The sequence below is a fragment of the Salipiger mangrovisoli genome (genome assembly GCF_015223355.1).
Lineage (GTDB): Bacteria > Pseudomonadota > Alphaproteobacteria > Rhodobacterales > Rhodobacteraceae > Salipiger > Salipiger mangrovisoli.
The window spans coordinates 1-24,934 of sequence record NZ_JADFFK010000041.1; the positions used below are offsets into that span (position 1 = coordinate 1).

Annotated in this window: 19 protein-coding genes and 1 pseudogene; 4 read left to right on the forward strand and 16 right to left on the reverse strand. The window is 63.7% G+C overall.

Translation table 11 applies throughout. The annotated features are described in order from the left end of the window. The 4 genes and pseudogenes from IQ782_RS27675 to rpsL form a co-directional block, all read right to left on the reverse strand. Positions 1–77 (reverse strand): annotated as a pseudogene (locus IQ782_RS27675) (GTP-binding protein); the annotation flags it as partial. Positions 78–159: 82 nt separating this feature from the next. After that, the gene (gene fusA, locus IQ782_RS27680) at positions 160–2,283 is read right to left on the reverse strand and encodes an elongation factor G (RefSeq protein WP_194137912.1); all 2,124 of its coding nucleotides are present in this window, start codon (positions 2,281–2,283) and stop codon (positions 160–162) included. 21 nt (positions 2,284–2,304) lie between these two features. Further along, positions 2,305–2,775 (reverse strand): 30S ribosomal protein S7, encoded by a 471-nt coding sequence (rpsG, locus tag IQ782_RS27685; protein ID WP_095880744.1) that lies wholly within the window; start codon positions 2,773–2,775, stop codon positions 2,305–2,307. 12 nt (positions 2,776–2,787) lie between these two features. Then, positions 2,788–3,159, reverse strand: coding sequence for a 30S ribosomal protein S12 (gene rpsL / locus IQ782_RS27690; RefSeq protein ID WP_005862801.1), 372 nt, complete (start codon positions 3,157–3,159; stop codon positions 2,788–2,790). 430 nt (positions 3,160–3,589) lie between these two features. On the opposite strand from rpsL, the gene IQ782_RS27695 reads away from it, so the two are divergent. Next, a complete protein-coding gene (locus tag IQ782_RS27695; protein WP_194137913.1) occupies positions 3,590–4,405 on the forward strand; it encodes a putative rhamnosyl transferase in 816 nt (271 codons plus the stop codon). Here IQ782_RS27695 and IQ782_RS27700 read toward each other — a convergent pair. The 5 genes from IQ782_RS27700 to rplJ form a co-directional block, all read right to left on the reverse strand. After that, complete coding sequence (locus tag IQ782_RS27700; protein ID WP_194137914.1) at positions 4,366–5,301, reverse strand: DMT family transporter; 936 nt, start codon at positions 5,299–5,301, stop codon at positions 4,366–4,368. The genes IQ782_RS27695 and IQ782_RS27700 overlap by 40 nt on opposite strands. Before the next feature lie 202 nt (positions 5,302–5,503). Then, the gene (gene rpoC / locus IQ782_RS27705; protein ID WP_194137915.1) at positions 5,504–9,754 is read right to left on the reverse strand and encodes a DNA-directed RNA polymerase subunit beta'; all 4,251 of its coding nucleotides are present in this window, start codon (positions 9,752–9,754) and stop codon (positions 5,504–5,506) included. Positions 9,755–9,831: 77 nt separating this feature from the next. Further along, a complete protein-coding gene (gene rpoB, locus IQ782_RS27710) occupies positions 9,832–13,968 on the reverse strand; it encodes a DNA-directed RNA polymerase subunit beta (RefSeq protein ID WP_194137926.1) in 4,137 nt (1,378 codons plus the stop codon). 242 nt (positions 13,969–14,210) lie between these two features. Next, a complete protein-coding gene (rplL, locus tag IQ782_RS27715; RefSeq protein ID WP_194137916.1) occupies positions 14,211–14,591 on the reverse strand; it encodes a 50S ribosomal protein L7/L12 in 381 nt (126 codons plus the stop codon). Positions 14,592–14,664: 73 nt separating this feature from the next. Next, positions 14,665–15,177 (reverse strand): 50S ribosomal protein L10, encoded by a 513-nt coding sequence (rplJ, locus tag IQ782_RS27720; protein ID WP_095880750.1) that lies wholly within the window; start codon positions 15,175–15,177, stop codon positions 14,665–14,667. Between the two features lie 576 nt (positions 15,178–15,753). On the opposite strand from rplJ, the gene IQ782_RS27725 reads away from it, so the two are divergent. Next, the gene (locus tag IQ782_RS27725; RefSeq protein ID WP_240989637.1) at positions 15,754–15,993 is read left to right on the forward strand and encodes a DUF2798 domain-containing protein; all 240 of its coding nucleotides are present in this window, start codon (positions 15,754–15,756) and stop codon (positions 15,991–15,993) included. Between the two features lie 78 nt (positions 15,994–16,071). Here the strand turns inward: IQ782_RS27725 and rplA are convergent, their stop codons facing one another. From rplA to secE, 4 genes are all read right to left on the reverse strand, one after another. Beyond that, positions 16,072–16,770 (reverse strand): 50S ribosomal protein L1, encoded by a 699-nt coding sequence (rplA, locus tag IQ782_RS27730; protein WP_194137918.1) that lies wholly within the window; start codon positions 16,768–16,770, stop codon positions 16,072–16,074. 1 nt (position 16,771) lies between these two features. Further along, positions 16,772–17,221 carry a 50S ribosomal protein L11 gene (rplK, locus tag IQ782_RS27735; RefSeq protein ID WP_095880753.1) on the reverse strand — a complete coding sequence of 150 codons (450 nt, stop codon included), beginning with the start codon at positions 17,219–17,221 and terminating at the stop codon, positions 16,772–16,774. A 125-nt stretch (positions 17,222–17,346) separates the two neighbouring features. Beyond that, positions 17,347–17,880, reverse strand: coding sequence for a transcription termination/antitermination protein NusG (gene nusG / locus IQ782_RS27740; protein ID WP_194137919.1), 534 nt, complete (start codon positions 17,878–17,880; stop codon positions 17,347–17,349). A 327-nt stretch (positions 17,881–18,207) separates the two neighbouring features. Next, positions 18,208–18,399: a preprotein translocase subunit SecE gene (gene secE, locus IQ782_RS27745; RefSeq protein ID WP_194137920.1), complete on the reverse strand. Its 192-nt coding sequence runs from the start codon at positions 18,397–18,399 to the stop codon at positions 18,208–18,210. A gap of 356 nt (positions 18,400–18,755) precedes the next feature. Between secE and IQ782_RS27750 the strand changes: the two genes are divergently transcribed. Next, complete coding sequence (locus IQ782_RS27750) at positions 18,756–19,313, forward strand: hypothetical protein (protein ID WP_194137921.1); 558 nt, start codon at positions 18,756–18,758, stop codon at positions 19,311–19,313. Between the two features lie 220 nt (positions 19,314–19,533). Beyond that, positions 19,534–20,028, forward strand: a complete 495-nt coding sequence (locus tag IQ782_RS27755) for a hypothetical protein (RefSeq protein ID WP_194137922.1) — start codon at positions 19,534–19,536, stop codon at positions 20,026–20,028. Between the two features lie 103 nt (positions 20,029–20,131). Here IQ782_RS27755 and IQ782_RS27760 read toward each other — a convergent pair whose 3' ends face one another. From IQ782_RS27760 to IQ782_RS27770, 3 genes are all read right to left on the reverse strand, one after another. Next, complete coding sequence (locus tag IQ782_RS27760) at positions 20,132–21,238, reverse strand: C1 family peptidase (RefSeq protein ID WP_194137923.1); 1,107 nt, start codon at positions 21,236–21,238, stop codon at positions 20,132–20,134. Continuing rightward, entirely contained in the window at positions 21,183–22,064 is an 882-nt protein-coding gene (locus IQ782_RS27765; protein WP_194137924.1) for a phosphatase PAP2 family protein, read from the reverse strand. The genes IQ782_RS27760 and IQ782_RS27765 overlap by 56 nt, the downstream gene beginning before the upstream one ends. Before the next feature lie 106 nt (positions 22,065–22,170). Then, positions 22,171–24,129 carry an AfsR/SARP family transcriptional regulator gene (locus IQ782_RS27770; protein ID WP_194137925.1) on the reverse strand — a complete coding sequence of 653 codons (1,959 nt, stop codon included), beginning with the start codon at positions 24,127–24,129 and terminating at the stop codon, positions 22,171–22,173. Positions 24,130–24,934: the final 805 nt, after the last annotated feature.

Sequence of the window (24,934 nt, forward strand, 5' to 3'; positions counted from 1 at the left end):
GTCTTGCCGTGGTCAACGTGACCGATCGTGCCGATGTTGCAGTGCGGCTTGCCGCGCTCAAACTTTTCCTTTGCCATGATGGCCTCCTTGGTCGGTGGCGGTGCGTGTGTTCACGCACCCTACTTGGGTAGGGTGCGGGGCCGAGCCCCGCACCGCTGCTTATGCGTATTTCGCCTGGATCTCGTCCGAGATGTTCTGCGGAACCGGATCGTAGTGGTCGAACTGCATCGTGAACTGCGCACGGCCCGAGGACATCGAGCGCAGGTTGTTGATGTAGCCGAACATGTTGGCCAGCGGCACGAAGGCCTGAACCGCAACGGCGTTGCCGCGCGATTCCTGACCGGACACCTGGCCACGGCGGGAGGTGAGGTCACCGATGATCGAACCGGTGTACTCTTCCGGCGTGACGACCTCGACCTTCATCATCGGCTCGAGCAGCTTCGCGCCTGCTTTACGCAGACCCTCACGCATGCACATCCGCGATGCGATCTCGAACGCCAGAACCGACGAGTCGACGTCGTGGAACTTGCCGTCCAGCAGCGCGACCTTGAAGTCGATCACCGGGAAGCCTGCCAGCGGACCGGAGTCCATGACCGACTTGATGCCTTTTTCGACACCCGGGATGTATTCCTTCGGAACCGCACCGCCGACGATCTTGCTCTCGAACGAGTAGCCTTCGCCCGGCTGTGTCGGGCTGATGACCAGCTTGACCTCCGCGAACTGACCCGAACCACCCGACTGTTTCTTGTGGGTGTAGGTGTGCTCGATCTCGTGACCGATGGTCTCGCGATAGGCCACCTGCGGGGCACCGATGTTCGCCTCGACCTTGAACTCGCGCTTCAGGCGGTCGACGAGAATGTCGAGGTGAAGTTCGCCCATGCCCTTCATGATGGTCTGACCGGACTCGATGTCGGTCTCGACGCGGAAGGAGGGGTCTTCTGCGGCCAGACGGGCCAGACCCTGGGACATCTTCTCCTGGTCGTTCTTCGTCTTCGGCTCGACCGCGATCTCGATCACCGGCTCGGGGAAGGTCATGGTTTCGAGAACCACTTGCTTCTGAGCGTCGCAGAGGGTGTCACCGGTGGTGGTCTCTTTGAGGCCCGCCAGCGCGATGATGTCGCCTGCGAAGGCTTCTTCGATCTCTTCCCGGTTGTTCGAGTGCATCATCATCATACGACCGATGCGCTCTTTCTTGCCCTTGGTCGAGTTCATGATCGAATCGCCCTTCTTCATCGTACCGGAGTAGATACGGGTGAAGGTGAGCGAGCCCACGAAGGGGTCGTTCATGATCTTGAACGCGAGGCCCGAGAAGGGCTCTTCGTCCGACGCATGGCGCTCGATGTTCCGGGTTTCGGTCTCGTCATCCGGCGCGAAGCCCGTGTAGGCAGGAACGTCGAGGGGACCCGGCAGGAAGTCGACCACGGCGTTGAGCAGGGGCTGCACGCCCTTGTTCTTGAACGCCGAACCACCCAGAACCGGAACGAAGGACAGCGACAGCGTGCCCTTGCGGATCAGGTTGCGCAGGGTCGGAACGTCGGGCTCTTCGCCTTCGAGGTACGCTTCCATCGCTGCATCGTCCTGCTCAACGGCATTCTCGATGAGGGTGGCGCGCCACTCGTCGGCCAGGTCCTTCAGGTCGTCGCGGATCGGGCGACGCACCCAGGATGCGCCGAGGTCTTCACCTTGCCAGACCCACTCTTCCATGGTCACCAGGTCGACGATGCCTTCCAGCTGGTCTTCCGCACCGATCGGGAAGTTGACGGGGACCGGTGTTGCGCCCGTGCGGTCCTTGATCATCTTCACGCAGTTGAAGAAGTCGGCGCCGATCTTGTCCATCTTGTTGACGAACACGATGCGCGGCACCTTGTAGCGGTCAGCCTGACGCCACACGGTCTCGGTCTGGGGTTCCACGCCGGCGTTGCCGTCGAGGAGGCAGATCGCACCGTCGAGCACGGCCAGCGAACGTTCGACTTCGATGGTGAAGTCCACGTGGCCGGGGGTGTCGATGATGTTGTAGCGGAACTTGGTGTCCGAAGTGCCTTCTTCGGTCGGGTCTTCCTGCCACTGCCAGAACGTGGTGGTTGCAGCGGAGGTGATGGTGATACCACGCTCCTGCTCCTGCTCCATCCAGTCCATGGTGGCGGCGCCGTCGTGGACCTCGCCGATTTTGTGCGAGCGGCCCGTGTAGTACAGGATGCGTTCCGTGGTCGTGGTCTTGCCCGCGTCGATGTGGGCCATGATCCCGAAGTTACGGTAACGCTGGAGGGGATATTCGCGTGCCATGGTGGTCTGCCTTTCCGGAGATTACCAGCGGTAGTGGCTGAACGCTTTGTTCGCGTCGGCCATCTTGTGGGTGTCTTCGCGCTTCTTAACAGCGGAGCCACGGGATTGCACGGCATCCAGGAGTTCGCCTGCAAGGCGCTCTTCCATGGTGTGCTCGTTGCGGGCGCGCGAGGCTGCGATCAGCCAGCGGATGGCAAGGGCCTCACGGCGCTCGGGGCGCACTTCGACCGGAACCTGGTAGGTGGCACCACCAACACGGCGCGAACGAACTTCGACGGCCGGTTTGATGTTGTCGAGCGCTTCGTGGAACACTTCCACCGGCGCGCGCTTCACCTTGCTCTCGACGCGGTCGAGGGCATTGTAGACGATGCGCTCTGCGACCGACTTCTTGCCGTCGATCATCAGGTTGTTCATGAATTTGGTCAGAACCCGGTCGCCATACTTGGCGTCGGGCAGGACTTCGCGTTTTTCAGCGGCGTGACGACGAGACATTTATGTATCCTCTTATTTCGGACGCTTCGCGCCGTACTTCGAGCGACGCTGCTTACGGTCTTTGACGCCCTGGGTATCCAGAACACCGCGCAGGATGTGGTAACGGACACCCGGAAGGTCTTTCACACGGCCGCCGCGGATGAGCACAACCGAGTGCTCCTGCAGGTTGTGCGATTCACCCGGGATGTAGGAGATGACTTCGTAGCCGTTGGTCAGACGCACCTTGGCCACCTTACGCATTGCCGAGTTCGGCTTCTTCGGCGTGGTGGTGTAGACGCGGGTGCAGACGCCGCGCTTCTGCGGGCACTGCTCGAGGTGCTGCGACTTCGAGCGCTTAACTTTCGGCTGCCGCGGTTTGCGGATCAGCTGTTGGATCGTGGGCATATGGGTAGTTCCCCGTAATTCTCACATATGTGGTGCAAGGGGGAGCCCCCCATGCGGTTCAATCGAAAAGGCGCCCCACGCGTCCGCGGGTCACCGGTGATGCGCCGAAGATCCGAGGACCACAGGGCCGTAACCCCAAAACGACGCAAAAACCGCATACGTCCCCGGGCACGGGTAACGTTGCGGCGGGTCTCCAGAGGATCGGGGCCAGGGACGCCGATCTTGACCACTGTAGTTCTGTTGAATGCGGCGGGCGCACTTAGGCCTCCGCCGGATTGAGGCGCGTATAGGGGGAGTCGCACGCCTTGTCAACAAGCCCCGCCCGCCAGTCGGACCCCGTCCCCCGCCGCGGTCCGGCAGCACCCGCGCCTTGCCAGGCACGGAGCAGAATGCCAAGCATGAGCGGGACGTTTCAAGCAGGATGCGCCCCATGCAGATCATAGGCTTGTGCCGGTTTTCCTACCCAGCCGAGGGGGGCTTCCAGGTCGAACACGACACGCTCGCGGCGCGCGTCGCCTACCTCTATGCGCCGGCGCGGATGGAGGAACGGCTGCGGCATTTCGAGTGCATCTGCCTGCCCGGACTGAAGGCCCAGACCGATCCCGATTTCACCTTCCTCGTACTCGTTGGCGAGGCGATGCCCCTGCCCTACCTCGCGCGCCTGCGCGACCTGCTCGCGGACTTCCCGCAGGCGCGCATCGTCAGCCGCCCGCCGGGACCGCATCGGCAGGTCTGCCAGGAGGTGTTCAACGCCGCCCGCGACATGGTACAGCCCTGCCTCCAGTTCCGCCATGATGACGACGACGCTGTTGCGGTGACCTTCATCGAGGAGCTGCGTGCCGCTGCGCTCGACATCTCGGCCCTGCGTGCCCGGCACCGGCTGGTCGCGCTCGACTGGAACCGCGGCTATGTTGTCCGGCCCGATGCCGAGGGGCTCCGCGCCGAGCCCTGCATGACACCCTTCTGGGGTGTCGCTCAGGCGGTGGCGGTGGCGCCGGGCGCGCGCCAGAGCATCATGAACTTCGGCCACAACAAGCTGATCCAGTTCATGCCGACGCTCAGCTTCACCGACCGGCCGATGTACCTGCGCGGCCACAACGACCACAACGACTCGCGCCAGAAGAAACACGTGCAACCGGTCGATCTGCCGAGGCTCGGATCAGAGGGCGAGGCCGAAATGAAGCGCCTCTTCGCCGTAGACGCCGATCACGTCCGCCGGGTCTTCGCGGCCGCCGGCGTCGCCTGAACCCGCGCCCCTGCCCGGCGCAGCTGGCGCTCGCGCCAGAGCGTGAAGCTGCCCATTGCGACAATCACCGCCGCGCCAAGCAACGTCGTCGGCTGCGGCAGTTCCCCCCAGACGACGAGTCCGAGCAACAGCGCCCAGATGAGCCCGGTGTAGCGGAAAGGTGCGATGAAGCCGACCTCGCCGATGCGCATCACCATGACGCTGAACGTATACCCCGCCACGATCAGCACAGAGGTGCCGAGCATCAGTGCCAAGAGCCGCGCGTCGAGCGGTTGCCAGTCCTCTGACAGCGACGACGCCGCCGCGAACAGCATGACCAGCACGGAAGACGACAAGGTGACCTGCATGCTCGGAAGTGCCGCGGACAGGCGGCGGGTGGTGAGGTCGCGCAGGGTGACCGCAGCCACCGCCAGCAACGCGTAGACGGAGAAGGCGTTGAACCCCTCGGTCCCCGGCCGCACGATCAGCAGCATCCCGCAGAAGCCGCCCGCGATCGCCAGCCAGCGCCGCCAGCCAACCGGCTCACCAAAGAACACCGCGCTGCCGAGCGTCACGGTCAGCGGCACCATCTGGAGCAATGCCGTGGCATTGGCGAGCGGCATGTTGCGCAGCGCCGTCAGGAAGAGATAGGCCGAGGCGCATTCGGCGGTGCCCCGCAGCAGCATGAGCGCCGCATCGCGCGGTGCCGGCCGGTGCCGGAAAGCGCCCAGACGCAACGCCAGCCAAGCGATGAACAGGCTTGCGACCAGCCCACGCAGCACCAGGATCTGCGATAACGGCAGCGCGGCGCCGATGGCCTTTACGCAGGCATCGCTGAAGGTGAAGGCGGCCATGTTCCCGATCATCAGGAGCATGCCGCGGGCATTTTCGGACAAGCGCGTCTTGGGCTGGGTCATGGCCAGATCGCTAGCACTGCGCCCGCGCCGCGACCATCCTGAAAACGCAACCGCTTTTCTCGGCGCGTCTTCTTCTCTTTGCAAATACGCCGGGGGAGCCCGAAGGGCGGGGGCGGAGCCCCCTCCCCCGCGCATCAAAGGAAAAGGGCCCCCGCACCGGAGTGCGGGGGCCCAAAGCTTGCTCGCCGAAAGGCGGCTGCGATTACTCGCGGCTTTCCGGTGTGTCCACGACCAGCGTGTCGAACTCGTCGCCGCCGATCACGTCGCTCGACGAGGTGTCGGGAGCGGCCAGGAGTGCGGCCTGTTCGGCCTCCTCGCGGCGCACTTCGATCACCTTGTTGTCGCGCTCGGTCGCGATGCGACGTACCCGCTGGGTCGCGCCACCGGTGCCCGCCGGGATCAGGCGGCCCACGATGACGTTCTCCTTGAGGCCGACCAGCTTGTCCTTCTTGCCCTGCACCGAAGCCTCGGTGAGCACGCGGGTGGTCTCCTGGAAGGAGGCCGCCGAGATGAACGAGCGGGTCTGCAGCGACGCCTTGGTGATCCCGAGAAGGATCGGTTCGCCGGTGGCCGGACGGCCGCCCTTCTTCTCGATCTTCTCGTTGGCCGCGTCGAACTCCGCCTTGTCCACGTGCTCGCCCTTGAGCAGCGTGGTGTCGCCGGAGTCGTGGATTTCCCACTTCTGCAGCATCTGACGGACGATGACCTCGACGTGCTTGTCGTTGATCTTCACGCCCTGCAGTCGATAGACGTCCTGGACTTCGTCGATCATGTAGTTCGCCAGAGCCTCGACACCCATGATGGCCAGGATGTCATGCGGCGCCGGGTTGCCGTCCATGATATAGTCGCCCTTCTGGACGTAATCGCCCTCGACCACCGGAATGTGCTTGCCCTTGGGGATCATGTATTCCTTGGGCTCGAGCGTGTCGTCGACCGGCTCGATCGTGATGCGGCGCTTGTTCTTGTAGTCCTTGCCGAAGCGCACGTAGCCGTCGATCTCGGCGATGATGGCGTGGTCCTTCGGACGACGCGCCTCGAAGAGTTCGGCCACACGCGGCAGACCGCCGGTGATGTCCTTCGTCTTCGCGCCCTCGCGCGGGATGCGCGCCAAAACGTCACCGGCCTTGATTTCCTGACCTTCTTCACAGGACAGGATGGCGTCCACCGACATCGGGTAGGTCAGCGGGTTGCCGGCCGCGTTGCGCACGGGCTCGCCGTCGGCATCCATCAGGATGATCTCGGGCTTGAGCTCGTTGCCCTTCGGTGCCGCACGCCAGTCGATCACGATCTTCTGGGTCATGCCGGTCGCTTCGTCGGTCTCGTCGCGGACAGCCACACCTGCGGAGAGGTCGACGTGTTTCGCGATACCATCCGCTTCCGCGAGGATCGGCAGGGTGTACGGGTCCCACTCGAACAGCTTGTCGCCCCGCTTGACCTGCTGGCCTTCCTTGACGAACAGCTTGGTGCCGTAGCCGAGCTTGTGGCTCGCACGTTCCTTGCCGTCCTCGCCCATAATCCGCAGCTTCATGTTGCGGCCCATGACGAGCGTTTCGCCGATGGAGTTCTCGAGCGTCGAGGTGTTCTCGAACTCGATCAGGCCCTCCTGCGAGGCTTCCTGGAACGACTGCTGGCCACCCTGGGCAACGCCGCCGATGTGGAAGGTCCGCATCGTCAGCTGCGTGCCGGGTTCACCGATCGACTGCGCGGCGATGATGCCGACAGCTTCACCGGTGTTGACCATCGTGCCGCGTGCGAGGTCGCGGCCGTAGCACATGGCGCAGACGCCCTCTTCGGCTTCACAGGTCAGCGGCGAGCGGATGCGCGTGGACTGCACGGCCGCCTCGTCGATCGTGTCGGCCATGCGCTCGTCGATGAGCTGGCCGGCGCGGACCAGGACTTCGCCGGTGACGGGATGCGGGATATCGTCCGCAGCCACACGGCCCAGGATACGCTCTGCCAGAGATGCAACGACTTCGCCGTCGTTGACAGCCGCTTCCGCGGTGATCGCGCGGTCGGTGCCGCAGTCGTGCGCCCGCACGATGCAGTCCTGCGCCACGTCCACCAGACGGCGGGTCAGGTAACCCGAGTTCGCCGTTTTCAGAGCGGTATCCGACAGACCCTTACGGGCACCGTGGGTCGAGTTGAAGTACTCGAGAACCGTCAGGCCTTCCTTGAAGTTCGAGATGATCGGGGTCTCGATGATGTCGCCGTTCGGCTTCGCCATCAGGCCGCGCATCCCGCCCAGCTGCTTCATCTGGGTGACCGAGCCACGCGCACCGGAGTGGGCCATCATGTAGACCGAGTTCGGCTCCATTTCCGACCCGTCCTCGGCGCGCTTGTTCGCCGAGATGGTGTTCATCATGGCGTCGGTGACCTTGTCGTTACACTTCGACCAGGCGTCCACCACCTTGTTGTACTTCTCGCCCTGGGTGATCAGGCCGTCGAGGTACTGCTGCTCGAAGTCCTTCACCTGATCGCGCGTCTCTTCGACCAGCTCCCACTTGTTGTCGGGGATGACCATGTCGTCCTTGCCGAAGGAGATGCCGGCGCGGAAGGCTTCCTTGAAGCCCATGCCCATGATCTGGTCGCAGAAGATGACCGACTCTTTCTGGCCGCAGTAGCGGTAGACGGTGTCGATGACCTTCTGAACGTCTTTCTTACGCAGCAGCGTGTTGACCAGGTCGAACGGAGCCTTGGCGTTCATCGGCAGCAGCGCGCCGAGGCGCACGCGGCCCGGAGTCGTCTCGTAACGCTTGACGACTTCGTTGCCCTCTTCGTCGATCTGCTTCACGCGGCATTCGATCTTGGCGTGCAGGTGCACTTCGCCAGCCGTCAGGGCGTGCTCGACCTCTTCGATGTTGGAGAACTTCATCCCCTCGCCCTTCATGCCTTCACGCATGATGGTCGTGTAGTAGAGGCCGAGGATCATATCCTGCGACGGCACGATGATCGGGCTGCCGTTTGCGGGCGACAGCACGTTGTTCGTGGACATCATCAGGACGCGCGCCTCGAGCTGCGCTTCGAGCGACAGCGGCACGTGAACGGCCATCTGGTCACCGTCGAAGTCGGCGTTGAACGCCGAGCAGACGAGCGGGTGCAGCTGGATGGCCTTACCTTCGATCAGCTGGGGTTCGAACGCCTGGATGCCCAGACGGTGCAGCGTCGGCGCGCGGTTCAGCAGAACCGGGTGCTCGCGGATCACCTCGTCGAGGATGTCCCAGACTTCCGGACGCTCTTTTTCCACCAGCTTCTTCGCCTGCTTCACGGTGCTGGACAGGCCCTTGGCCTCCAGGCGCGAGTAGATGAAGGGCTTGAAGAGCTCGAGCGCCATCTTCTTCGGCAGGCCGCACTGGTGCAGCTTGAGTTCCGGACCGGTCACGATGACCGAACGGCCGGAGAAGTCGACGCGCTTACCCAGAAGGTTCTGACGGAAGCGGCCCTGCTTGCCTTTCAGCATGTCGGACAGCGACTTCAGCGGACGCTTGTTGGCGCCGGTGATGACGCGGCCACGGCGGCCGTTGTCGAACAGGGCGTCAACGGCTTCCTGAAGCATCCGCTTTTCGTTCCGGACGATGATGTCCGGAGCGCGCAGCTCGATCAGGCGCTTCAGGCGGTTGTTCCGGTTGATCACGCGGCGGTACAGATCGTTCAGATCCGAGGTCGCGAAACGGCCACCGTCGAGCGGCACCAGCGGGCGCAGTTCGGGCGGGATGACCGGGATCACGGTGAGGATCATCCACTCGGGGCGGTTGCCCGACTCGAGGAAGGATTCCACGACCTTGAGGCGCTTGATGATCTTCTTGGGCTTCAGCTCGCCGGTGGCTTCCTTGAGGTCCGCACGCAGCTGCTCGGCCTCGGCTTCGAGGTCGATGGCGGCGAGCATCTCGCGGATGGCCTCGGCACCGATGTTGGCGCTGAACGCGTCTGCGCCGTACTGGTCCTGCGCGTCGAGGAACTCGTCCTCGGTCAGCATCTGGCCGTAGGTCAGGTCGGTCAGGCCGGGCTCGATCACCACGTAGTTCTCGAAGTACAGCACGCGCTCGAGGTCACGCAGCGTCATGTCCAGCATGAGGCCGATGCGCGAGGGCAGCGACTTCAGGAACCAGATGTGCGCGCAGGGGGCTGCGAGCTCGATGTGGCCCATGCGCTCGCGGCGCACTTTCTGAAGGGTAACTTCAACGCCGCACTTTTCGCAGACGACGCCGCGGTACTTCATGCGCTTGTACTTGCCGCACAGGCACTCGTAGTCCTTGATCGGGCCGAAGATGCGCGCGCAGAACAGACCGTCACGCTCGGGCTTGAACGTGCGGTAGTTGATCGTCTCGGGCTTCTTGATCTCGCCGTAGGACCACGAGAGGATCCGCTCGGGCGATGCCAGCGACACTTTGATCTCGTCGAAGACCTTGGGCGGGGTCAGCGGATTGAACGGGTTGTTCGTCAGTTCCTGGTTCATGTCGTCTTCCTAAATGACAGGGCTTGGAGAGAGGAGCCGCGCGGGACTTGCGCCCCGCGCGGTGGCCGGATGGGCCGTTATTCCTCGTCCTCCGCGTCCAGGAGTTCCATGTTCAGGCCGAGGCCGCGGACTTCCTTCACGAGCACGTTGAAGCTCTCGGGAACGCCCGCTTCGTAGTTGTCCTCGCCCTTGACGATGCTTTCGTAGACCTTGGTCCGGCCCGCCACGTCGTCCGACTTCACGGTCAGCATTTCCTGCAGGGTGTAGGCGGCGCCATAGGCTTCCAGAGCCCAGACCTCCATCTCCCCGAAACGCTGGCCACCGAACTGCGCCTTACCACCCAGCGGCTGCTGGGTAACGAGCGAGTACGGGCCGGTCGAACGTGCGTGGATCTTGTCGTCGACAAGGTGGTGCAGCTTGAGCATGTACTTCACGCCCACCGTCACCTCACGCGCGAACTGGTCGCCGGTGCGGCCATCGAACAGCACGGACTGGCCGGACTGGGCGATGCCTGCACGCGTCAGCGCGTCGTTCACGTCGGCTTCCTTGGCGCCGTCGAAGACCGGCGTCGCGATCGGAACACCGCGGGTCACGTTCGAGGCCGCTTCGATGAGCTGCGTCTCGTTCATGCCCTCGATCCCCTCGGCGTAGACCTCGGCACCGTAGGCGTGGCGCATGGCCTCGCGCACCGGCGTCAGGTCACCCGAGCGGCGGTATTCCTGCAGGCCTTCCTCGATCTGGATGCCAAGACCGCGTGCGGCCCAGCCCATGTGCGTCTCGAGGATCTGACCGACGTTCATACGCGACGGCACGCCCAGCGGGTTGAGGCAGAAGTCGACCGGGGTACCGTCTGCGAGGAACGGCATGTCCTCGATCGGCACCACGCGCGACACCACGCCCTTGTTCCCGTGACGACCGGCCATCTTGTCGCCCGGCTGCAGCTTGCGCTTCACCGCGACGAAGACCTTGACCATCTTCATCACGCCCGGCGGCAGGTCGTCGCCACGGCGAACCTTCTCGACCTTGTCCTCGAAACGGGCGTCGAGCGCGCGCTTCTGGGCCTCGTACTGCTCGTGCAGGGCCTCGACGATCTGTGCGTCAGCCTCTTCGGCCAGCGCGAGCTGCCACCACTGGCCGCGGCTCAGGCTTTCCAGAAGCTCGTCGTCGATCACCGCGTTCGGACGGACGCCTTTCGGGCCCTTCACCGCGGTCTTGCCGAAGATCAGGTCCTTGAGACGCGCGTAGATGTTGCGGTCGAGGATCGCCAGCTCGTCGTCCCGGTCACGGGCCAGACGTTCGACTTCCTCGCGCTCGATCTGCAGCGCACGTTCGTCTTTCTCGACACCGTGACGGTTGAAGACGCGAACTTCCACGACGGTGCCGTAGTCGCCCGGCTTCACGCGCAGCGAGGTGTCGCGCACGTCCGAGGCCTTTTCGCCGAAGATGGCGCGGAGGAGTTTCTCTTCCGGCGTCATCGGGCTTTCGCCCTTCGGAGTGATCTTGCCCACGAGGATGTCGCCCGGCTCCACGTCCGCACCGATATACACGATACCGGCTTCGTCGAGGTTGCGCAGGGCTTCCTCGCCGACGTTGGGAATGTCGCGAGTGATCTCTTCCGGCCCGAGCTTGGTGTCGCGGGCGGCAACTTCGAATTCCTCGATGTGGATCGAGGTGTAGACGTCGTCACGCGCGATGCGCTCGGAGATGAGGATCGAGTCTTCGTAGTTGTAGCCGTTCCAGGGCATGAAGGCGACGATGATGTTCTTGCCGAGCGCCAGTTCACCGATGTCGGTGGACGGGCCGTCTGCAATCACTTCGCCCTTGCCGACCAGATCGCCCACCTTCACCAGCGGACGCTGGTTGATGCAGGTGTTCTGGTTCGAGCGCTGGAACTTGCGCATGCGGTAGATGTCCACGCCCGGATCACCCGGCTCGAGACCGTCGGTCGCACGGATCACGATACGCTGCGCATCGACCTGGTCGATGACGCCGCCGCGCTTGGCCATGATCGCCGCGCCGGAGTCACGCGCCACGACCTCTTCGATCCCGGTGCCGACCAGCGGCGCCTCGGATTTCAGGACGGGCACGGCCTGACGCTGCATGTTCGCGCCCATCAGTGCGCGGTTGGCGTCGTCGTTTTCCAGGAACGGGATGAGCGAGGCACCGACCGAGACCAGCTGCTTCGGCGACACGTCGATCAGGTCGACGCTTTCGCGCGGCGCGAGCGTGTAGTCACCGGACTGGCGGGTCGAGACGAGGTCGTTCACGAAACGGCCTTCCTCGTCCAGCGTCGCGTTGGCCTGGGCCACGGTGTGACGCATTTCCTCGGTCGCCGACATGTACTGGACTTCGTCGGTCACCTTCGCATCGATCACCTTGCGATACGGGGTTTCGATGAAGCCGTACTTGTTGACGCGGGCGAAGGTTGCGAGCGAGTTGATCAGACCGATGTTCGGGCCTTCCGGCGTCTCGATCGGGCACATCCGGCCGTAGTGGGTCGGGTGCACGTCGCGAACTTCGAAGCCGGCGCGCTCGCGGGTCAGACCGCCCGGCCCGAGGGCCGACAGGCGACGCTTGTGCGTCACTTCGGAGAGCGGGTTGGTCTGGTCCATGAACTGCGACAGCTGCGACGAGCCGAAGAACTCGCGCACGGCGGCCGCGGCGGGCTTCGCGTTGATCAGGTCCTGCGGCATGACGGTGTCGATCTCGACCGACGACATGCGTTCCTTGATCGCGCGCTCCATGCGAAGCAGGCCGACGCGGTACTGGTTTTCCATCAGTTCGCCGACGGAACGGACACGACGGTTGCCGAGGTGGTCGATGTCGTCCACTTCGCCACGGCCGTCGCGCAGTTCGACCAGCGCCTTGATGCACTTGACGATGTCGTCACGGTCCAGCGTGCGCTGGGTGTCCGGCTTGTCGAGCGCGAGGCGCATGTTCATCTTCACGCGGCCCACGGCCGAAAGGTCGTAGCGCTCGGAATCGAAGAACAGCGTGTCGAACAGCGACGACGCCGCTTCGACGGTCGGCGGCTCGCCCGGGCGCATGACGCGGTAGATGTCCATGAGCGCGCTGTTGCGGTCCATGTTCTTGTCTTGCGCCATCGTGTTGCGCATGTAGGCGCCGACGGTGATGTTGTCGATGTCGAGAACGGGGATCTCGGTGATGCCCGCGTCGACCAGATCCTTCAGCGTGCCGCCAGTGACGTCACCGTCCTTGTCGACTTCCCAGGTCAGCTCGTCGCCGGCCTCGACGTAGATCGCGCCGGTCTCTTCGTTGATGATGTCTTTGGAGACAAACTTGCCGACGATCTGCTCGAACGGCAGCAGCAGGTTCTTGACCTTGCCTTCGTCGATCAGGGCCTTCACCGCGCGCGGCGTAACCTTCTTGGTGGCCTCGGCGATGATCTCGCCGGTGTCCGCATCCACGAGGTCATAGGTCGGGCGCGTGCCGCGCACCCGCTCGGGGAAGAACTTGGTCACCCAGCCTTCGCCACGACGCAGCGTGTAGTTCACGGTGTCGTAGTAGGCATCCATGATCGCTTCCTGGTCGAGACCCAGTGCGTAAAGCAGGGTCGTGACCGGAAGCTTCCGGCGGCGGTCGATCCGCGCGAAGACGATGTCCTTGGCGTCGAATTCGAAGTCGAGCCACGAGCCGCGGTAGGGGATGATGCGGCAGGCGAAGAGCAGCTTGCCCGAGCTGTGGGTCTTGCCTTTGTCATGGTCGAAGAAGACGCCCGGCGAGCGGTGCATCTGGGACACGATCACGCGTTCGGTGCCGTTCACGATGAACGTCCCGTTCGGGGTCATCAGGGGCATGTCGCCCATGAAGACATCCTGTTCCTTGATGTCCTTGACCGACTTTGCGCCGGTGTCCTCGTCGATATCGAACACGATGAGGCGCAGGGTGACCTTCAGCGGCGCGCTGTAGGTCATGTCGCGCTGCATGCACTCTTCGACGTCGTACTTGGGCTTTTCCAGTTCGTAGTTGACGAACTCGAGAACGGCGGTCTCGTTGAAATCCTTGATCGGGAAGACCGACTGGAAGACGCCCATGATGCCTTCGCCATCGGAGGGCTGCAGCTGGTCGCCGGATTTCAGGAAGAGTTCGTAGGAGCTTTTCTGAACCTCGATGAGGTTCGGCATCTCCAGAACCTCACGAATTTTACCGTAATATCTGCGGAGACGTTTCTGGCCAAGAAAGCTTTGCGCCATAGGTCTGTTCACCTTTCGCTTCTCACTGGACGCGCGTGCTGTCGGGCACCAGCGGCACATCCATCCGAGACGGCAGTGTTCCGATCCATTCCTGGCTCCTGTCCCACCAGAAGCCTCCCGATCCTGGAACTCGCCTTAGAAAAGCCCTTTCGGAAGGGCCTTGCTGAGACGGGTTCGGCTGGACCCGGATTTCTCCGGATCCAGCCAAATTTGCGATCGTACCGGGTGACCCCGGGGGACGATTACTTGACTTCGATCTCGGCGCCAGCTTCTTCGAGCTGCTTCTTGATCGTTTCGGCTTCGTCCTTCGACACGCCTTCTTTGACAGCCTTGCCGCCTGCTTCCACCAGCTCTTTGGCTTCTTTCAGGCCCAGGCCGGTGATGGCGCGGACTTCTTTGATCACGTTGATCTTCTTGTCGCCAGCGGACTTGAGGATCACGTCGAATTCGGTTTTTTCTTCCTCAGCTGCTGCGTCGCCGCCAGCTGCCGGACCAGCAACCATCACTGCGCCGCCAGCTGCGGGCTCGATGCCGTACTCGTCCTTGAGGATGGTTTTCAGTTCTTGTGCCTCGAGCAGCGTGAGGTTCACGATTTGCTCAGCAAGTGCTTTCAGATCAGCCATTTTACGTATTCCGTTTAGCTAGATGTGTTCCAACGTGCAGGTCTTCAACCCCACGAAGATCTGGTGGGTGCCGTTACGCAGCTTTCTCTTCGATGGTCGAGAGAATCGATGCGATGTTCGATGCAGGTGCGCCAATCGCGCCGGCGATGTTCGAAGCGGGTGCGCCGATGCAGCCGACGATGGAGGCAATGAGCTCCTCGCGCGACGGCATTTTCGACACGGCCTCGACACCGGCCCGGTCCAGAGCCGTTCCTGCCATTGCACCGCCGAGGATCTCGAATTTCGAGTTTGCCTTGGCGAAGTCCTCGACCACTTTGGCAGCTGCCACGGGGTCTTCGGAGTAGGTCAGAACGGTCATGCCCTCGAGGTAGTCGGCGATGCTCTCGCAGCCGGTACCCTTCAGAGCGATCTTGGCGAGCCTGTTCTTGGCGACGCGAACCGACGTGTCTGCCGCGCGGGCGCGGGCACGAAGATCCGTCATCTCGGCAACCGTGAGACCCTCGTAGCGGCTAACCACCACGACGCCAGAGCTTTCAAAGATCTGGCCGAGTTCCTCGACCACTTTCTCTTTCTGGGCTCTATCCACAGTTTCACTCCAAGTTATGGAGGGGATTCGACCCCTCCGGCTCGTTCTGCCGGGTCTCCCCGGCCTCAAGGTCCGATCGGGTCGTCACATCGCGCCACCGGAACACATCGGCCCGGAACGTTATGTCTCTTCCCGTCTCAGGCAGGATTTAAGGCTACCCGGTCTGCTGACCGCTCACCTACCCACCGTCTCGGACGAAATCGAGGGCTGCGACGAATCGTACGCTGCCCTCGTCTGCTCCGCTTAAAGGGTTTTGCCACCCTTGCCAAGGGCAGAAGCGCCCGAGTTGCGGAGACGCGCATGGTACCACCGGGATTCGAAGATGCAATGCGCCATCTGTGGCCGAGGCCCCCCCTGCCCTTGCACCGCCGACGCTTGACCGCGCGCGGCCCTGCCCCTACTTCCGGACGGGCCGAAAAACGTCAGGCCGGTTGGTTAGCCCGGCCACCGCTTCATGCGGGAGCTAGTCGTTCCGCGAACCCACGGCGCCCTGCTCACCCAGGGACCGTGGAGCGCATAGGACCTTTTCGGCCCTCCATGGCCCCTTGCCAATGCAAACCGCCAATGGAGACACCCATGACCCCCTCCCGCCCCGCACTCTTGCTCGCACAGTTGTTCATCTCTGGCAGCATGTCATTCCTGATGACCGGCATTTTCGCTGCCGTGCCTCTGGGCTTCGCGCCCGGCTGGGGTGCCATCTGGATGCAACACTGGCTGACGGCCTGGCCGATCGCCTTCGTCCTGTCGCTGGTCGTCGGACCGCTGTGCTTCAAGGCGACATTCCTGGTGCTGCGTGGCGCCGCGCGCCTGCGATAGGCGCACCGCCGTTCGCCCCCTGAAACGCAAAAGGCCCCGCCGGAAACGGCGGGGCCTTCGCAATCAGATCGGGTCAGATCACTCGACGTTTGCCGAGGTCACATCCACCGACACGCCCGGGCCCATGGTCGAGCTGAGCGAGATCTTCTTCACGTAGGTGCCCTTGGCGCCCGACGGACGCGCCTTGGAAACCGCGCCGACGAAGGCACGGACGTTCTCGGCCAGCTTGGCATCGTCGAAGGACGCCTTGCCAACGCCCGCGTGGATCACGCCGGCTTTTTCGACCTTGAACTGGACCTGGCCGCCCTTGGCGTCCTTGACAGCCTGAGCGACATCCATGGTCACGGTGCCGACCTTGGGGTTCGGCATCAGGTTGCGCGGGCCGAGCACTTTGCCCAGACGGCCGACGATCGGCATCATGTCCGGGGTCGCGATGCAGCGGTCGAAGTCGATGGTGCCGCCCTGGATGGTTTCCATCAGGTCTTCGGCGCCGACGATGTCCGCACCGGCTTCCTTGGCTTCGTCAGCCTTGGCGCCACGGGCGAAGACGGCGACGCGCACGGTCTTGCCGGTGCCGTTCGGCAGGCCGACAACGCCGCGGACCATCTGGTCAGCGTGGCGCGGGTCGACGCCGAGGTTCATCGCGATTTCGACGGTCTCGTCGAACTTGGCCGATGCGTTTGCCTTGATCAGGGCGATCGCGTCTTCGACGCTCAGCTCTTCCTTGCCGGCAAAGGCTTCACGGGCGGCGCGGGTGCGTTTTCCGAGTTTTGCCATCTTACTTCACCTCGATGCCCATGGACTTGGCCGAGCCAAGGATGATCTGCATTGCCTGTTCGACGTCGTTTGCCGACAGGTCCTTCATCTTCGCTTCGGCGATCTCACGGACCTGAGCGACGGTGACGGTGGCAATGGTCTCACGGCCGGGCTTCTCGGCGCCGCGGGGACGGTTGCGCTTGCCGACGGGCTTCAGGCCAGCAGCCTTCTTCAGGTAGTAAGACGCGGGGGGCGTCTTGATGTCCATGGTGAAGGACTTGTCCTGATAGTAGGTGATGACGGTCGGGCAAGGGGCGCCAACTTCCATGTCCTGCGTCTTGGCGTTGAACGCCTTGCAGAATTCCATGATGTTGATGCCGCGCTGACCCAGCGCGGGGCCGACGGGCGGCGACGGGTTGGCTTTGCCTGCAGGAATCTGCAGCTTCATCTTGCCAGCGAGTTTCTTGGCCATTTGGCCTCTCCTTTTTCCAAATCCTCACGGACGCGTCCGCAAGGGGGTGCTTGGTGTGGTCTGGTCCGGACAGCGCGCTGCCCTCGCCTCCCACCTGAAAGGCGGGGCAAGCCCCGCCGAGTCGCTCAGCCCTGCTTAGAGACCTGAGTGAATTCCAGCTCGACCGGGGTTTCCCGGCCAAAGATCGACACCGACACGCGCAGGCGCTGGTTGTCGTCATCCACGCCCTCGACCATGCCATCGAAGCCCTCGAACGGGCCGTCGTTGACCTTGACCTTCTCGCCCACCTCGAAGTGGATGAGGGTCCGGGGCGCTTCCTCGCCTTCCTGCACCCGGCCGAGGATCGCCTGAACTTCGGCGTCGCGCATCGGCATTGGGCGGCCCTGCGGGCCAAGGAAACCGGTCACCCGGTTGATCGAGTTGACCAGGTGATACCCCCGGTCCGACATTTCCATGTGCACCAGCACGTAGCCGGGCATGAAACGGCGTTCGGTCGTGACCTTCTTGCCGCGGCGGATCTCGATGACCTCCTCGGTCGGCACGAGAACTTCGTCGATCTGGTCCTCAAGCGCCTGTTCGGCCACCGCCTGCCGGATCTGTTCCGCGATCTTCTTCTCGAAGTTCGACAGAACGCTCACCGAATACCACCGCTTCGCCATCTGGCCCCTCTTCGTTACCTTGACCACCCCTAGGGGCCGTCCGTTCAGATGCGCGCCGTTTCGGCGTGCTGCCTTGGGTCGCCGATGCGCCCCGCCCCAAAAGAAAACCGGCGTGCAACCGAATCGCTGCACGCCCGCCTTGGGAAAGTGGACTGTGCACTACCGCCCCTGCGCCGCGATTTCAAGGCCCGCGCCCCAATGTCCACACGTCGCGGTGCAGGGTGTGGCCGGTGCCACCTGCGCGCGGCGGATATGTCGTGAAGAAGCCCGCCGATGGCGGGCCAGGGCGGAACCCCATTCTGCGCGGGCCTTGCGACCCGGCGCGGCTCAGCCGAAGAAGGAGAGCAGACCCTGAAGGCCGGTGCGGATCAGGATATCGACCAGCGCGAAGAAAACGGCAGTGAGCGTTGCCATGACGAAAACGGTGATCGTGGTCAGGATCACTTCGCGACGGGTCGGCCAGGCGATCTTGCCGATCTCGGACCGCGTCTGCTGAATGAACTGGAGCGGGTTGGTCATGCAGGTCTGCCTTGCGGGAATTCCTCGGTTGGCGGGTCATATACGCCCTGCCGCCGACCGATACAAGCAGAGTTGGTCCTGACGCGCCGCCTCGTGTTCACACCGAGTGCCGGAGCTGGAACGAATTGCTGATCGGCTGGCCCCGGATCGTGATGGAACACCGGGCGGCACTCCGCGTTCGTGCGCGTTTGGCGGGCGGGCACCCCGTTGCAACCACGCATCCGTCGAGCACACAGGATTTTTCCCCCTGCGCCTCAAGGAACGCCCTGCTCTGGCTGCGTGTTGAGCAGCCACAAGCGACAGGCACACAGCCCGACGCGTTAAGACCTTAGACGCACAGATCTGGAGGATTATCCATGAAACGCTTTCTTGCCATGACTGCCCTCACCTCGGTCCTTGCCACCGGCGCGATGGCTGCCACCGAAGAGCAGACCAACCTGATCAACACCTACGCCCCCGACGTTGACGTCTCGATGCTGACCGACGACCAGGTGATTCAGGCGATGGCCGTCGCCAACAGCGGCGACTCGGACACCCAGAAGCGCCAAGGCATCGAGACGATCGCGATGCGCGATGCGGCCCCCAGCACCTTCTCCGAGGAGCAGATGGCACAGATCGAGGCGTATCTGCCGGCCGATCGCGTGGTGATGCTGACCGGCGAGCAGCGCGGTGACGCGCTTGCGATCATCAATGGCGCTTCGACCGACGATGACATCCGCGCACAGCTCGAAGCTCTGGGCGAGGACATCACCCCGGCGCTGACACCGGCAGAGATCACGCGCGTCGAGACCCTGGCACCGGATGCCGACCTGACGGTGCTGACTGCTGAGCAAGTCTCGAAGATCCGGGCCCTGATCTACACCGATGAAAACGACGCGCAGCTGAAAGGCCGCCTGATGGACGTCGTGTCGTAATCGGCCAAGTTCATGGGACCGCGCCCGCACCGGGCGCGGTCCCCTCCGCCTTATTCAAGCTACGCCGCCTCGGCGATCCGGAGCCGACCCCACGTGAAAGCGCGGGGTCTTTGCTGCGTGACAAACGCGCACTGACAAGCTCTGACTGTCCGGCAGGCACGATTGCCAGTCCTTCTATCTGATCCTAGGGTAAGCCCGGCAGACAGGAGGAGGGCTTCCCATGCGCCAGCGTCGTTTCGGCAAGACGATCAAGGACCTGCTGCTGGCATTGCTCAATGCCACGTTGATCCTCGTCGCGCTTTGCCTGTTTCTTGGATTGCAACTCAGCAGCCGCGTGCAGGACATCACCGACAGCTTTGCCCGAAACCTCGTGTCGATTGACCCGCTGCGCGACGAAATCGGAACGGTGACCGCCGAAGTGTCCGGGCTGCGCAGCGATCTGCAAGCCTTGCGCGCCGGAGGCACCGAGATGACCACCGAAGCGGCGCAGCGGATCACCGCGCGGCTCGACCTGCTCGACAGCCGGCTCGGCACCGCCGCCGAGCGCATCGAGGGCCTGCTGAACAGCCCCGAGCAGCTGGTCGATCACGCGGTTGAAAGCGCGGCGGCCGAAATCAGGAAAAGTCTCGGCGCGCTGCGCGGATGCGTGCCCTCCGACACGGTGTCCCTTTCCCACCCGGCGCTGCCGCTTCCGCCTCAAGGCGACACCACCTGAGCAGGTCCCGGCGCAGGGCGGAGCGACATCGCGCCACCTGAGCCATGGACCAGCATGGCCACAGACGCCCGCTCCGGCGCAGAGGGGTGGTCAGCGCCCCGGCCTAGGCGGCCGCCTTCGCGCCCGGCGGAGCGCGGAATAGGTACTCCCAGCAGTAGCGATCCACATCCGCCGCCGAGATCATCCCATAGCCGCGCCACGCGGGGTTCGGCCCGCATCCCCACCGTCCGGCATCCCAGCAGAAATCCAGCTCGCCGAAGCTGTTGCGCAGCAGAAAAGCGCCCGACGGCGGCACGCCCCGGATGCTCGCGGGAAGAAAGCCCGTGAGACAGACCGTATGCCCTCCGTCCGGCCGCAGGCCGCGCAGATACTGATCCGAAGGGTAGATCACCTTTCCATAGAGCTGGGCTTCCGGTCCGAACCAGGTTCCGTGTCCGATCTGGTCGAGCGTTGCAAAAGCCGCGACAACCGGACTGCCTGCGGCAAGCGCTTCGTGCAGCACCTGCGAGGTCAGCCTGTCGCCCCGTGCGTGCTTCCATATCTTGTCGAGCCCCACGGTCGGCCCTTCCTCGAGGTCGACGATGTTGTGCACGAGACCGCCCGTCGCAATCCGACGCGACCCCGCTTCTTGCTCGACACAATCCGCGAAGCGTGGGTGGCGGAAGTTGGCGGCGCGATCCTCCTCGTAGGGCACCAGGTCAGCACGGCAGAGGCCGCAGGTCTGGAGCGCGAGGACGGCCTGTGCGAGGTAGGTCGCGCCCTCTGCTTCGAGCCTCTCTGCCTCTCCCTGGGGGCGGCTGATGCCGACGTCGGCATAGCTCGACCGCCAGATCGCAGAATAGAGATACTCCTCTGACAAAGGCAGGAAGTCCGCCGACGCCTCTGCCGCATCGCGGTTGCGATAGCGCCAGAGTTCCTCGGCCGCGACCACGGCAAAGGCCGTGCAGGTGCCGCGCGCGCCCTGGTCGCGGGCGGCCCAGCGTCCGCTCCGGATCAGGTCGGACGCCAGATCAACCGCCGGAAGCTCGCGCTGCTCGGACGTTCCGTGCGGGCCTTCATGGCAGCGTTCATGCCTTGGGCCGGAAGCGGCGCGGCAGGCATCGCACGCCATTTCGACACCCCAGGCAGGCGGGGCCGCCCCGCCGCGCGTGCTTTTACGCCGGATCATCTCGTTCCCCCCTCGACAGGCCGCGAAGTTCGCCCAGGGCACCCGCCCGCAACGTTGCGAGTTCAGGCAACGCCAGAAGCCGCTTGGCGAGTTCCGTGCCGATGCGATCACCCGCCCTGGTATCGCTGGCGAAATGCAGCCCGGCGTATTCGCGGTTCTCTCCGATCCTATGCGCCAGCGCGGTGAGGAAAGGCACGAATTCGCCGCGTTCGGCTTCCTGCGCCAGTTCGGAGAGCGTCACGGCCACCGTGGTGGACTGGGTGGCATGATTGCTCGGGAAAGAAGGATGAGGCGGCGTTGGCAGCATTGGGAAAAGGCCCGGCCAGACCTGCGCCGGCCTGCCGCGCATGAACTTGAACTTGATCTGCATCCCGACGATGCCCGCCACTGCGTAGACCAGCGCCATGAGCCGCATCAGGTTTGGATGGCCGCGCGAGTTCAGTGACAGGAGAGCATGAAAATAGTGCTGAAAGTTGCCTGACTGGTCGATGATCTCGCCGCCCCAGAGGCTTACCGCGTCCTCGCGCTTGAGCAGGCCGCGTTCGAGGTCGAGCTTCACATCGGCATTGCCCTCGCACAGGATATCCTGAAGCTCGGCGTCGAGTTGGGACACGAAGGCGTCGGGATCCAAGGCGGTCACCACGCGCGGCACCAGCGGCAAGACCCAGAGGTCAGGATGAATTTCGAGATCACTGTACCTGGCCTCTATCGGTGTCACGTCGCCGGGTGGGATCAATGTCACCATGATTGGCACGGCAAGACCCGACGCGGGTCCACTCGCCGCGGCACTGTTGCCATGCGAGTTGCCGTGCGAATTCCCGTGCGAATTGCCATGTGAATTGCCGTGACCACTTGGAAAAACCGTCATTGAAAATCCCCCTCTGTCAGAATCAGCCCGGTCGCTTCGTCCAATGGATTGCAGCGTACAAAGCATCGATCAACACAACGTCAAAGCATTGTATTTGTTAACTTAATTAAGCAGTCACGCCCGCCGAGAGCAAGTTTTGGACGTAGGTGTCCTGCTGTCCTGGATCGCGGAATCCCATCGCCGCGCGGAACTTCTTGAGTGAAAAATTCGGCTCCACCAAATTGTGGTGCTCTGCGAGTTCTCGCGCCTCACCGACCCGGTCCCCGGCGACCAGAGATGCGATTGTGACCCGCAGATTCGAGCCATAGGCCGGCGCGCGGCGGAAGCACGAGAGCCCCAGGCTGGCGGCCTCGCCGAACTCGCCGCTGGCATAATGCGCCAGCGACAGGAAGTGCTCGTTGCGAAAGACGAAAGGATCGCAGGGCGAAAGCAGGAACGCCTTCTTGCCATTCTCGACGGCGCGCTGTGCCTGGCCGCTGTGCGCCAGCGTCGGCACCGTCCAGATGAGCGCCTCGGAATCGTTGGGGCAAATTTGCAGGGCGCGCTCGAACAACAACAGCGCACCATCGAAGTCTCGTTCGAGCGCAATCAGGTGATGGCCCCATTGCGCCATCGCCCTGCCGTTGTTGGGCGCAAGATAGATCGCCTTTCGCGCATGCTCCTCGAGCGCGATCCGCGAACGCCCGAGATTGTCGCTCCAGCCCTGCCAGACATTGATCGCGTGCCACTCGGCCGCAAGCGCATGGGCGGGTGCGAAATTCGGGCCGCGCCGTAGGGCCCGGTCCAGCAACTCCTTGGCCTCGGAAAATTCCGGCAATGCCAGGCGAAACATCCGGTCCTTTGCCTGCAGAACCAGGTGGTTCGGTTCCAGGTGCTCGTCGGGCAACGCGCGGGACCGTTCAAGTTCAGCCACATTCAACGACAATTCCAGCGTGCGCGCGATATCTTCGGCAAGTCCGATCCCCGCTTCGAAAAGCTGCGCCACGGGAATCTCTCGCGTTGCCGCCCAGCGGACGTGGCTGGTCATGCAATCGCAGAGCTGCAAGGTCAGCAGAGCAAGCCCGTCGCGGGTCTGTATGGTCCCGGTCAGAACGTAGTGCGCCCCGAGGTCACGCCGCACTTCGCTGGTCGAGGGAACCGCGCCGAGATAGTGCCGCGTGCTATTCGACGAGATCACCGCAGGCGCAGGAAAACCTGCCATCTTGCAGGTGATCACCTCGAGCAGCCCCAGGATCACGTAGTCCGGCAACGGCGCAGGGCCCAGCTGTTGGAACGGCAGAACCGCGACCAAGGTCATCGGAGCAGGCATGGCGACCGGGCTGGCAGCAACGGGCGCCAATTTGGCATCGGCCGCCTCGATCAATTTGATCCGCACCGCGACGCTCTGGGTCTCCGGCGAGGGCTCGACTCCCAGCTCGTCCTCGAGCCTTGCGTAGAATTGGTTGTAGACCCGCAGCGCCGCCGAATGATCGTTGAGTGCGGCCAAGGCCGTGATCTGCGCGCGGATCGCCACCTCGTTGAGATCGTCCAGCACGACGGCAGCCCGTGCGAGCGCCAGCTGCATCTGCGTGTCGAGCGTCGCTGCCGACAGCAGCCGCTCGACGCTTGTCAGAATTTCCGCCTGGATGCGCGTGCGGGTCTCGCGGAGCCAATCCCCGAACTCATCACCCACGCTGTCGATATCGGAAAACAGCTCCGGCAGGGTCTGCAACATCGCCAGCCCGTCGCGGTCGATCAGTCCCTCGTCCAGACCCGCCGCCAGCTGCGCGACATCTGTACCGAGCATCCCGTCTGGAACCTCGACGGCCTCGGGGGTGGTCCGCAGCATCTCGTCACCCAGGGCCTTGCGCAACTGGGTAAGCGACTGCCGCAGCGATGCCCGCGCGCGCTTTGCCTCACTGTCCGGCCAGAGCAGCTGCGCCAAATATTCCCGCTGCACCGAGCGCCCGGCCTTGAAGGCGAGGAACACCATGAAGGCACGGTTCTTGGCGCCGCGAAGCGCGACCGGTGAACCATCAACCAAGATCTTCAGTGATGGCAAAAGCTTTACGCGGATGCTGCTCATGGCAACCAGCCCAAGATGAGGCGCTAGAGAAATACAGGACTTTTTGCATAAGACATACGGTCTTTGCGAGAAATCAACCGGCGTTGTCGCTTCTCGGAACGAATGGCACCAAATGACCGAGGCCGCACACTGGACGCGCAGACGCGTCGGCGGCGCGTGTTCGCGCGTCAGGGTCGCGCAAAGAAGCATACGCAACGCAGCCCCCTGCGGGATGCCAGCGCTTTGCCTGAACTCGCGTTCGAGCGGCGCGGAGTAAACAAACACGCTGGAATGGGCATGGCTGTCGTCCCGGCGGAGACTGCTCAGATTGCGTCTCCATATTAGCGCGTCGGCGGGCGTGCGCAGGGCAAGCGCTTGGTGAGGCCGGCGGTTGTCGCAGAATACGATCCAGTCGCCGATGACGACCGCCGCATGGCGTCAGCTCTCGATGCCATGAGGATGCACTCATTGTGGGCCTTGTGCGTCCCGACGAAGCGCTCGACCATGCCGCTGTGCTGCGGGCAGTGAGAGATGACAGACCGCTGCTTCAGCTCATGGCTGCGAAGGATGCCCGCGACGTGGTGCCTGCTGAAGACGAGGCCGCGGCCCGAGCGCCACAGGACCTCCTCATGGATCCGGCCAGGGGGGCGATCGAAGCGGCGCCTGGGCCGCTCCCCTGGCCAGCAGCCTGGAGGGGTGTGTTGAGACGACAAAAAAGCCGCCGGCCATTTGGCCGCGGCTTGTATGTTTTGGTTGCGGGAGCAGGATTTGAACCTGCGACCTTCAGGTTATGAGCCTGACGAGCTACCGGGCTGCTCCATCCCGC

What these genes read in the sequence shown, in the direction of transcription:
- IQ782_RS27695 (WP_194137913.1), top strand. Translation starts at nt 3,590, where the DNA reads ATGCAGATCATAGGCTTGTGCCGGTTTTCCTACCCAGCCGAGGGGGGC.
- rplL (WP_194137916.1), bottom strand. Translation starts at nt 14,591, where the DNA reads ATGGCTGATCTGAAAGCACTTGCTGAGCAAATCGTGAACCTCACGCTG.
- rpoC (WP_194137915.1), bottom strand. Translation starts at nt 9,754, where the DNA reads ATGAACCAGGAACTGACGAACAACCCGTTCAATCCGCTGACCCCGCCC.
- IQ782_RS27755 (WP_194137922.1), top strand. Translation starts at nt 19,534, where the DNA reads ATGCGCCAGCGTCGTTTCGGCAAGACGATCAAGGACCTGCTGCTGGCA.
- IQ782_RS27750 (WP_194137921.1), top strand. Translation starts at nt 18,756, where the DNA reads ATGAAACGCTTTCTTGCCATGACTGCCCTCACCTCGGTCCTTGCCACC.
- fusA (WP_194137912.1), bottom strand. Translation starts at nt 2,283, where the DNA reads ATGGCACGCGAATATCCCCTCCAGCGTTACCGTAACTTCGGGATCATG.
- IQ782_RS27725 (WP_240989637.1), top strand. Translation starts at nt 15,754, where the DNA reads ATGACCCCCTCCCGCCCCGCACTCTTGCTCGCACAGTTGTTCATCTCT.
- IQ782_RS27700 (WP_194137914.1), bottom strand. Translation starts at nt 5,301, where the DNA reads ATGACCCAGCCCAAGACGCGCTTGTCCGAAAATGCCCGCGGCATGCTC.
- rplA (WP_194137918.1), bottom strand. Translation starts at nt 16,770, where the DNA reads ATGGCAAAACTCGGAAAACGCACCCGCGCCGCCCGTGAAGCCTTTGCC.
- rpsL (WP_005862801.1), bottom strand. Translation starts at nt 3,159, where the DNA reads ATGCCCACGATCCAACAGCTGATCCGCAAACCGCGGCAGCCGAAAGTT.
- nusG (WP_194137919.1), bottom strand. Translation starts at nt 17,880, where the DNA reads ATGGCGAAGCGGTGGTATTCGGTGAGCGTTCTGTCGAACTTCGAGAAG.
- IQ782_RS27770 (WP_194137925.1), bottom strand. Translation starts at nt 24,129, where the DNA reads ATGAGCAGCATCCGCGTAAAGCTTTTGCCATCACTGAAGATCTTGGTT.
- rplK (WP_095880753.1), bottom strand. Translation starts at nt 17,221, where the DNA reads ATGGCCAAGAAACTCGCTGGCAAGATGAAGCTGCAGATTCCTGCAGGC.
- IQ782_RS27765 (WP_194137924.1), bottom strand. Translation starts at nt 22,064, where the DNA reads ATGACGGTTTTTCCAAGTGGTCACGGCAATTCACATGGCAATTCGCAC.
- secE (WP_194137920.1), bottom strand. Translation starts at nt 18,399, where the DNA reads ATGACCAACCCGCTCCAGTTCATTCAGCAGACGCGGTCCGAGATCGGC.
- rpoB (WP_194137926.1), bottom strand. Translation starts at nt 13,968, where the DNA reads ATGGCGCAAAGCTTTCTTGGCCAGAAACGTCTCCGCAGATATTACGGT.
- rpsG (WP_095880744.1), bottom strand. Translation starts at nt 2,775, where the DNA reads ATGTCTCGTCGTCACGCCGCTGAAAAACGCGAAGTCCTGCCCGACGCC.